The sequence below is a fragment of the Bacillus sp. AFS001701 genome (genome assembly GCF_002559405.1).
Lineage (GTDB): Bacteria > Bacillota > Bacilli > Bacillales > Bacillaceae_G > Gottfriedia.
This window is the reverse complement of sequence record NZ_NTZO01000168.1, coordinates 1-9,658: the sequence shown is the minus strand read 5'-3', so window position 1 is coordinate 9,658 and position 9,658 is coordinate 1. Positions and strand designations below refer to the sequence as shown.

10 protein-coding genes and 1 pseudogene are annotated in these 9,658 nt (G+C 32.1%); 5 read left to right on the top strand and 6 right to left on the bottom strand.

What is annotated here, in order from left to right; all coding sequences use genetic code 11:
* Positions 1-127: 127 nt before the first annotated feature.
* The 5 genes and pseudogenes from CN514_RS12750 to CN514_RS12730 all read left to right on the top strand — a co-directional run bounded on the left by CN514_RS12750 (position 128) and on the right by CN514_RS12730 (position 4,058).
* Positions 128-1,057: a DUF1835 domain-containing protein gene (locus tag CN514_RS12750; RefSeq protein WP_098232918.1), complete on the top strand. Its 930-nt coding sequence runs from the start codon at positions 128-130 to the stop codon at positions 1,055-1,057.
* A gap of 159 nt (positions 1,058-1,216) precedes the next feature.
* Complete coding sequence (locus tag CN514_RS12745) at positions 1,217-2,191, top strand: DMT family transporter (protein WP_098232917.1); 975 nt, start codon at positions 1,217-1,219, stop codon at positions 2,189-2,191.
* Positions 2,192-2,212: 21 nt separating this feature from the next.
* A complete protein-coding gene (locus CN514_RS12740; RefSeq protein ID WP_098232916.1) occupies positions 2,213-3,145 on the top strand; it encodes a DNA-3-methyladenine glycosylase family protein in 933 nt (310 codons plus the stop codon).
* A 150-nt stretch (positions 3,146-3,295) separates the two neighbouring features.
* Positions 3,296-3,415: pseudogene (locus CN514_RS12735) on the top strand (excalibur calcium-binding domain-containing protein); the annotation flags it as partial.
* 229 nt (positions 3,416-3,644) lie between these two features.
* Positions 3,645-4,058, top strand: a complete 414-nt coding sequence (locus CN514_RS12730; RefSeq protein WP_098232915.1) for a hypothetical protein — start codon at positions 3,645-3,647, stop codon at positions 4,056-4,058.
* 98 nt (positions 4,059-4,156) lie between these two features.
* Here CN514_RS12730 and CN514_RS12725 read toward each other — a convergent pair whose 3' ends face one another.
* The 6 genes from CN514_RS12725 to CN514_RS12705 all read right to left on the bottom strand — a co-directional run bounded on the left by CN514_RS12725 (position 4,157) and on the right by CN514_RS12705 (position 9,542).
* Positions 4,157-5,665 (bottom strand): flavin monoamine oxidase family protein, encoded by a 1,509-nt coding sequence (locus CN514_RS12725; RefSeq protein WP_098232914.1) that lies wholly within the window; start codon positions 5,663-5,665, stop codon positions 4,157-4,159.
* Between the two features lie 157 nt (positions 5,666-5,822).
* Complete coding sequence (locus CN514_RS25315) at positions 5,823-5,963, bottom strand: lmo0937 family membrane protein (RefSeq protein WP_170927396.1); 141 nt, start codon at positions 5,961-5,963, stop codon at positions 5,823-5,825.
* Between the two features lie 121 nt (positions 5,964-6,084).
* Positions 6,085-6,906, bottom strand: coding sequence for an ammonia-dependent NAD(+) synthetase (nadE, locus tag CN514_RS12720; protein ID WP_098232913.1), 822 nt, complete (start codon positions 6,904-6,906; stop codon positions 6,085-6,087).
* Positions 6,903-7,532, bottom strand: a complete 630-nt coding sequence (gene nadD / locus CN514_RS12715; protein WP_056471873.1) for a nicotinate (nicotinamide) nucleotide adenylyltransferase — start codon at positions 7,530-7,532, stop codon at positions 6,903-6,905. The genes nadE and nadD overlap by 4 nt, the downstream gene beginning before the upstream one ends.
* Positions 7,525-8,994 carry a nicotinate phosphoribosyltransferase gene (locus CN514_RS12710; RefSeq protein WP_098232912.1) on the bottom strand — a complete coding sequence of 490 codons (1,470 nt, stop codon included), beginning with the start codon at positions 8,992-8,994 and terminating at the stop codon, positions 7,525-7,527. The genes nadD and CN514_RS12710 overlap by 8 nt, the downstream gene beginning before the upstream one ends.
* Entirely contained in the window at positions 8,991-9,542 is a 552-nt protein-coding gene (locus CN514_RS12705; protein WP_098232911.1) for a cysteine hydrolase family protein, read from the bottom strand. Before CN514_RS12705 ends, CN514_RS12710 begins: the two co-directional genes overlap by 4 nt.
* Between the last annotated feature and the right edge of the window lie 116 nt (positions 9,543-9,658).

Genomic DNA, 9,658 nt, shown 5'->3' with positions numbered 1-9,658 from the left:
ATTTAAATAGGTGGTTTTATTTTGAAAAAAAATAATAATATTATGTAAGAGGAATCTACGATCGGTAAGAAGAATTAAGAACTGTATTTTCTTTTTAATTAAACCAATGGAGAAAGTAGAGGAATAGATGAATCATATTGTAAATGGTGATGTGGTTGGAGGAAAAATAAAATCTTTAAATGATAAGATTGTTGTATGGCGAGAAATGTATGATTTTGGGCCACTGAGTCGAGATTGGAATTTAGAAGAAACATATAAAAGAAGAGCAGAATTTTTTGAACAAAAGCTACAAATTCCTTCGAGTTTTTTTATTGAAAATTGCCGAAGCCAATATCGATTATTAAATGAACTATCTCGTTCTGAGGAAGTTGTTCTATGGTTCGAACATGACCGATACGATCAGGTGACAATACTTTATTTAATATCGGAATTATCGGCACTTGGATTTCAAAAAATTTCGATGGTTACGATAAATGAATATGAAGGAATTGAACCATTTCACGGATTAGGTCAATTATCTTCAGAACAATTAATTGGATTACTCCCAACTAAACAAGAAGTTTCAGACGAACAAATAGAAGAAGCATGTGCTGGATGGAAAGCTTATTGTTCAAATAATCTAGATGAACTTGATGATTTTATTCTAAAATGTCATGCGCTTCCGTTTCTAAAACAAGCTTTATTAAGTCACAAATCATATTTTCCTTCTATACAGAATGGATTAAATGAAGTAGAATTTTTAGCATTATCAATGATCAATGAAGGAATTAACTCCTTTGCAGAACTATTTAATAAACTCGTAAGACAAAAAACAAATGATGGATTAAGCGATTTATATTTCGCAGCAATTCTAAATGAATTAATGAAAGGTGATTACCCATTAATAAGTAGTAACAGTGAATTACCACGTTATAAGCAACATAACCCAAAAGCAAAAATTGAATTAACTAAATGGGGATTAGACGTACTAACTGGAAAAGCAAATCGACTGAATTTAAATGGAATAGACTGGTGGGTTGGAGGGGTTCATTTAGTTGAAAAAGCCTCTAATAATTAATAACATATAAGGACAGGTAATTAATTTTTAACTATTAAGTATAGAGAATCTTGAGGAAATTGAATTATACCCTGAATTTTTGCGGAAAAAATTAAAGGAAGTTTCAACCGAAAATCTTTTTTCGTAAAAGATAATTGAAATTGTTATAGAGGTGGTAATATGCGCCCGATATTATTAGGAATATTAGCGGCATTTTTCTTTTCGATCACATTTATTTTAAACCGCTCGATGGAACTATCTGGTGGAAGTTGGATTTGGAGCGCATCCTTAAGATACTTTTTTATGGTACCTTTTTTATTAATCATCGTAATCTCTAGAAGAAATTTGTATGATCTATTGAAAGAAATGAAAGGCAAATTAAAAAGTTGGATTTTATGGTCAACAATTGGATTCGGTTTATTTTATGCCCCTATTTGCCTTGCTGCAGTTTATTCTCCAGGATGGCTAATAGCAAGTTCATGGCAGATCACAATTTTATCTGGGTCACTTTTAGCACCATTTTTCTTCATTTCAATTCAAACATCAAATGGAATTCGGAAGGTACGTGGGAAAATTCCTTTTAAAGGATTAGGCATGTCTTTATTAATTATATTTGGTATTTTATTAATGCAGATTGAGTTAGCTACAAAAATAGCTATTTCAACAGTTTTAACAGGTATTTTACCAGTTATTATTGCCTCCTTTGCATATCCACTTGGCAATCGAAAAATGATGGAATTATGTGATGGAAAGCTAGATGTATATCAACGTGTTTTAGGAATGACCTTAGCCAGTTTACCGTTTTGGATTATTCTATCAATCTATGGTTTATATACTGATGGACTACCAAGTCAAAACCAAGTATCACAATCATTAATTGTAGCGATCTCATCAGGTGTAATTGCTACTGTATTATTTTTTCAAGCTACTGATTTAGTAAGGGGAAATATGCAAAAATTAGGCGCAGTAGAAGCAACCCAATCCATGGAAGTATTATTCACAGTAATTGGTGAAATGGTTTTCTTATCCTCGGCATCTCCATCAATTATTTCTTGGATTGGAATGATTATTATCATGATCGGCATGATCTTACATAGCTATCTATCACAGAGGGGAAAGTCCGTACAGCAAGATAAGGAAACTGTTAATTTATGAATGTGGAAAGAGGTGATTAATATGTATAAAGAATTCAATGCATCACTAGTATTAGATAAAAATAAGAATTCCATATCCATCTTAACACCAAAAGATTTTAGTTTTAAAGAATGCTTAGTATTCCTAGCACGATCTAAAAATGAGGTACTTCATCAAGTTAAAGAGGAATATTTTTTAAAACTTATTAAAATAGAAAATAGATTAATTTTAATAAAAGTAAGTAGTGATCAGAACGAATTATTAATTGAATTTCCAGACCAAAATCCAAGTGAAGAAATAAAAGTAGCTGCAGCAGCATTTATATGGGATTTATTTGATTTAGGTAGAGACCTAACCGAGTTCTATCAATTAAGTAAAGATCATCAAATGCTACAATTGCTAATTGAACAGCATTTTGGACTTCGCGTAATTGGAATTCCGGATTTGTTTGAAGCATTTACATGGGCAATTATGGGTCAACAAATCAATCTGTCATTTGCATTTTCTTTAAAAAGAAGCTTTGTTGAAAAATATGGAGAAAGCTTTAGATGGAAGGATGAAATATTTTGGCTATTTCCAACTCCAGATGTAATATCCAAACTTGAGGTTTCCGATTTAACTAGTATGAAATTTACTACACGAAAAGCTGAATACGTGATTGGGATTGCAAAATTAATGACAGATGGACTCATTTCAAAAGAATCTCTAAGTCGTTTAGAATCATACGAGAAAAAGTTAAATAAACTATTGGAAATTCGAGGAGTTGGGAACTGGACGGCTGATTACGTCTTGATGAAATGTTTACAAGAGAAATCTGCGTTTCCAATTGCTGATGTAGGAATACATAATGCATTAAAAAATCAACTATCATTAGAGAAAAAACCATCAATTGAAGAAATTAAGAAAATAGCTACAAAATGGAAGGGCTGGGAAGCTTACGTAACGTTTTATTTATGGAGATCATTATATTCCTAAAAAAGTATAGCAAAGCAAAGTCCATTAAAATTGAAAAATCCCCCTATATTTCGATACATAATTGGTTTTTATTGTTAAAATGTTGTGTTATAGAGCAAAAATAAAACCAATCAAACAAAAACGAATAATTCGTCTAACAATAATAAACAGTATTTTAAAAACTGCGCAGACTTAAGAAAAGTCTATCCAAATGGAGTACCAAAAGGGAATAAAGCTTACCAAGCACAAATGGATCGTGATCATGATAATTATGCATGTGAAACGGAGTGAAAACACCTAATATTAGGTGTTTTTTATCTGATTAAGTCTTTTATTTTCGAATGCAATCCCTGACTCTTGGAATTATTAAATTTTGTTCTGAAAATTTTAAAAGAGAAGCAATTCTACAAAGGAATTTCGATTTAATAATAGAATAGTATTAGTGCCTAAAAAAATTATTTTTACAATCTTGTTTAATCATGACAAAATATAAATAAGAAAAATTGAAGAGGACGGGACTATGATTAAATTTTTTAAACGACTATTTAGTAAAGAAAAAACAAATCAAGTTACATTGCCATTAAAAGAAACTCGTTCCCTTTCAAAAGTGGAAATCGAATATATTATTAGTGAGTTTACTGATAAACAGAATAAATTGGTAGATGATATGAAAAAAATTTCAGTTAATAATGCCGATATTGAGTTTAATGAACTAATCACAAATAGAATCACGAATAATTTAAAGTACAGAATACCTTTTTTAGAAATTGAGTTAATTTATTTAAATAATGTATTAAGAGGAAAGAAAGTAAAATCAATAAAATATAAATTGTTTCATCAAGTCAGAGATGCTGAAACGACAGAAATAACAGATATGGTCATTAATCAAGGATACTCTTTTGTTCCTTCTGTAGGGTATTTAAAAATTGGATAAAATCATGATGAAACCCCACAAGTTGTTCCTTGTGGGGTTTATGTTTTTCTTGAATTCCGTGGCATATTATTTAGGGTTAGAAATCCAAAACCTAATTTTTAAGCTTGATCATGTGTTTCAAAATTCTCATTTGCTTTTGATTTAGGTAAATCGTTAACCTCATATGCTACCCTTATTCCGGATTCAATTGCACCTTGTATCCAACCTGGGGCTGTAGAGGTGTGATCACCAGCAAAATGAATTAGTCCTTCTGGAGTTGATATATAGGGGGCAATCTCTGTTTGCTGGTCAGGTTTGAAAATAGCAAAAGCTCCACCTGAAAAAGGATTTTCTGCCCAACTAAATGTATTACCGGTAATAAACTCATTATATATTTCTTTCCCGTAAATTTTAGATAAATCCTCTAGCGCATTCTCAATTTGTTCTTTTTCAGTTAAGCTATCCCAAATTGATGCGTTATCTTCCCATGTATAGCTTGCTAATATGACACCTGGGCCTTCTGAACCAACAGATTGGCTTGGGAAATAGGAATAACGAACAGGTAGGTCAGAAGTTATTTTTCCTCCAATAAAACCAGCTTTCTCCCAAAATCTAGTTTTAAATTGTAAACCAATTTTAGTCGAAGGAACATAATGTAATTGTCGAATTGCTTTATATTTGTTATAAGAAAATAAATCGCGTGGAATGATTTCAACGAAGTTTAGTAAAGAAAAAGGTATGGTAATAATGGCTAAGTCTCCTGTTACCGAATATGCCTGCGAGGTTTGTGTATCCTCTGTATGAATCGTAACGGAAGAGCCGTGTTGTTCAATTTTTTTCATTTTTTGATGGTAAAAAATATTTTCTTGTAATTCAGGTAGGAATGAATACGGTAAGTGATCATTTCCACCTTTTATTTCATAAAACTTTAATCCAGGAGTAAATAGAATCATTACTTCTCGAAGTAAGGCAGTGAATGAAAGCTCAGGGAAGCCTTCCATCCCAAGCATAACCTTAATCATATCAATGGCTCCAACTGATAATGTTCTACCATATGGATTGTATTTTAAATAATATTCCATCGAAAAACGATCAAGTAATTTAATAACGATTTCCCAATTTTTTTTTGGATTCTTTTTAATGAAGTCTGTTACAGGTTGCATGGCATATTGAGCCAAATATTCAGCTGTTTTGCCTTTTTCAGATGGTGATGTAGGGAAGTTAAGAATGTCTGGATTTTCTTCATAAAGCTTTTGAATAGTTCTTACATTGTTTACGAATATAATATCGTTTGGGGTGCTATTTATGAATTCTTCTAAAGGAAGGCTAAATTTCTTAATATATTCTAAAACAAGCAAGTGAATAGACGGTATTCTCATAGCACCATTTTCCATATACTGTCCTGCATAAAAATTACGATTAGTAAAAATTCGACCACCAATTCGATTATTTCCTTCTAGAATTGTTACTTCATGTCCTGCTCCTTTTAAAAGTGAAGCAGCTACTAAACCTGATATCCCAGCACCGACAATGATTATATTTTTAGGTTCAAGTGTTTTTGGAAGTCCTGTACGAATTGTTTGAAGCATTTGTTCCATAGATATAGGAGGCTCCATACTAACTGGCATAATTTCGCTCCTCTTTATTTATGACATTCATAGAAGTTTATTCAAAAATAGAGGAATATAGAAGAGTTTAAAAGCAGGATTAGGAATAGAAATGGCATAAGAAAAAGAGCTTGAATAATCAAGCTCTCTGTTTGTAGAAAAGGTATTTAAAGATTTGCTACTTTTTACGTCTAAATAAGTTAACGATAAATACAATAATTGCGATAATTAATAGAATATGAATTAGTCCGCCTGCGATATGGAAAGTAAAATAACCTAATACCCATAAGATTAAAAGAATAAAAAATAAAATCCACATAATATGAACATTCCTTTCTTAATGACTGTATTATTACCTTGTCCAATTTTAATTTTCATATCCATTTATTGAGTACAAAAGTGAAAAAGCTACCAAATCTAGAATAGGTAGCTTTTTTGTATTAAAATTTATCAAAAACAGTGTATGGCATTTGTCTCTTATGTCTAGATTTATTAAACCATGACTCGATTTTTGCTTGAGAGTCACTATTAATTTCTTTACCTTCTAAATAATCATCGATGTCATCATATGTAACTCCAAGAGCGACTTCATCTGCTAATTGTGGGCGATCTTCTTCAAGGTCAGCAGTCGGAACTTTTTCATAAAGTTTAGGTGGGCAATTTAATTCTTTTAGTAGCATCTTTCCTTGACGCTTATTTAGACGGAAAATTGGACAAAGGTCTGATCCACCATCGCCATATTTAGTGTAAAAGCCAGTAATAGCCTCAGCGGAATGGTCAGTACCTAAGACAACACATCCATTCATAGCAGCAATGCTATATTGAGCTTTCATTCTTTCACGAGCCTTTTCATTACCTTTTGCAAAATCAGTAAGTTCAACGCCAATATCCTTTAATGTTTTAACACTAGCATCTACAGCAGCTTTAATATTTACTGTGTAGGTCTTAGTTGGTTGGATAAACTTTAACGCTTCTTGGCAGTCCTCTTCGTCCATTTGAACGCCATATGGTAATCGAATTGCGATAAATTGATAATTTTTTTCTGATTGCTCACTATTTAATTCATCTATTGCCATTTGTGCAAGTTTACCAGTTAAAGTTGAATCTTGACCACCTGAAATACCTAATACAAAACCATTTAAAAATGGATGTTTTTTAAGATAGCTTTTTAGGAAATCAACACTAATTCTTACTTCCTCTTTAGGATCGATAACTGGTTTTACTTTCATTTCTTCGACGATTTCTTTTTGTAAACTGTTCAATCTTCATTCTCCTTTTGGTACAGATTGTATTTTTTAATATAAGCGTAGCAATCCTCAGGTAATAAATATCTCGGCTCGCCGCCTTTAGCAAACTCTTCACGGATATATGTTGAACTAATTTCCATCGCAAGTCCTTTATCAATTAGATGAAATCTTGAACCATTATCATTGTTTCGTAATAGTGGAGAACGAGAGATGGTTTTTAACATGTCAATTCCATCACGAGCCATTACAATGAATTTATTTTCGGAAACTAATTGATCCCCATATTTCCATTTTCCTTCTGCAATATCTTCTAGTAAATCAGCACCCATTATGAAATAAACTTCATCTTCACTATATTTCGCTTTAAAATGGTTCATTGTATAGTAAGTGAAAACTTCCCAAGCCTCTTTGCTCATTTCATAATCGTCTGCAATAAACTTTGAGTTGTTTTGAATTGCCAATTTTAACATATTCCAACGATGTTCATCAGTATTATGCAATTGTTTATCTCTTCTTTTTGAAGAGCATGGTAAAAAGATAACTTTGTCTAATTGACAACGATGAGCAATCGTACTTGCAGTCCATAAATGTACGTTTGTAATCGGATCAAACGAACTGCCATAAATCCCAATTTTAGCCATTTTTCATTTCCTCTGTTTTCTTTCTAGCTTCTGCTATTTTTTCCATTTTGTTATCCCAACATTTTTGACTTAAGTCTACAGGATATTCTTCAGGGTTTAATGCACGCTTGTATTCTTCCCAAAGTACACTTAAGTTGTTTTCAGCAAAATCCCGAATGTCTTTAATTCCAGGCACTTTGTAGACTAATTCACCTTTAGTAAAGATTTGGTGATGAAGTTCTCTAGCTTCAAAATTAGTTACAAACTTACTGATATATGGATGGACTGGATGGAATAACTTTATTTTTTCTTCAGACCCTGGATCTTCGTCTTCAAGGGCAATATAATCAGCCTCGGCGTGGTGGTTAACTGTATTAATAATTCGATACAATTTCTTAAGTCCAGGAGTTGTTACTTTTTCAGGGTTTTGAGAAATTTTTATTGTATCAATCATTTTCCCATCTTCATCTTCAATACTTACTAATTTATAAACAGCGCCAAGAGCCGGTTGATCATATGCAGTAATAAGCTTTGTTCCAATTCCCCACGAATCAATTTTTGCTCCTTGCGATTTTAAATTTAAAATTGTATATTCATCTAAATCATTCGAAGCAACAATTTTTGTATTTACGAAACCAGCTTCATCGAGCATTTTTCTAGCTTCTTTCGATAAATAAGCTAAGTCTCCACTATCTAGTCGGATAGCTGCAAAATTAATTTTATCACCTAGTTCTTTTGCGACTTTTATCGCATTAGGCACTCCACTTTTTAGTGTATCGTATGTATCAACTAGAAATGTACAGTTGTAATGACGATCCGCATATTTTTTGAAAGCTATGTATTCATCTCGATATGCTTGCACTAGCGCATGAGCATGTGTACCTGAAACAGGAATATTAAATAGTTTACCAGCACGAACATTACTAGTAGCATGAAATCCACCAATATAAGCGGCTCTTGCTCCCCAAATGGCAGCATCAAATTCTTGAGCACGTCTTGTTCCAAATTCCATTAACGTATCATTACCAACGATATGCTTAATTCGTGAAGCTTTAGTAGCAATTAATGTTTGATAATTGACAATGTTTAATAAGGCAGTTTCAATTAATTGTGCCTCTAATAGCGGGGCCTCAATTCTTAAGATTGGCTCATTACCAAATACTAATTCACCTTCTTGAATTGCTCTAACTGAACCTGTGAATTTTACATTAGACAGAAATTGAATGAATTCATCTATATATCCGAGTTCTTCTTTTAAATAGTCAAGATCTGAACGACTAAATTTAAAGTTCTGTAGATAACTGATTATTTTTTCTAAACCCGCAAAGATTGCATATCCATTTCCAAATGGGAGTTTACGAAAATAAAGTTCAAAAATAGCGTTTTTATTGTGAATATTATCTCCCCAATAAGTTTCTGCCATATTAATTTGATAAAGGTCTGTATGAAGTGCAAGGCTATCATCTTGGAAGTTATAATTCATCTTATTTCCGCCCCTAAAGTGTTTTTGAAATGACTTAATGCCCATTCATGCCCAGCTGCATTAAAGCTTGCAACAGCCTGCTCGTGAACGACTATTTTATAACCCTTATTATAAGCATCGACCGCGGTATGTAATACACAAATATCCGTGCAAACTCCTATTAAATGAATTTCATTAATGCCTCTTTCATTTAGTTTTATCTCAAGGTTTGTTCCTGCAAAAGCAGAGTAACGAGTTTTATCGAGCCATTGAATAGTTGAATTGCCTTTTGTTGAATTGTATAAATCCATTAATCCACCATATAAATCTCTTCCTTTAGTATGTCTAATATTATGAGGTGGAAATAATTTTGTTTCGGGATGAAACGGATCATTCTCATCATGAACGTCTACTGCAAATACAAGATAATCTCGATTTTCAATGAAACTTTTAGTTATTTGAAGAATACTTTGCTCAATTTCCTGTGCTGGTTTACCACAAGTTAATGAACCAGCATCTGCTACAAAGTCATTCGTATAATCAATAATAATGAGCGCTTTTTTATCCATTATTAATCACCTCAAGTGTAAGAATGTTAATTTCTTCACATAATAGAAAAAATTAAATTAGTTTTTCATCTTCAATCTTATTATAAGTTAATTCATATGAAAACCTAAATTTTGGA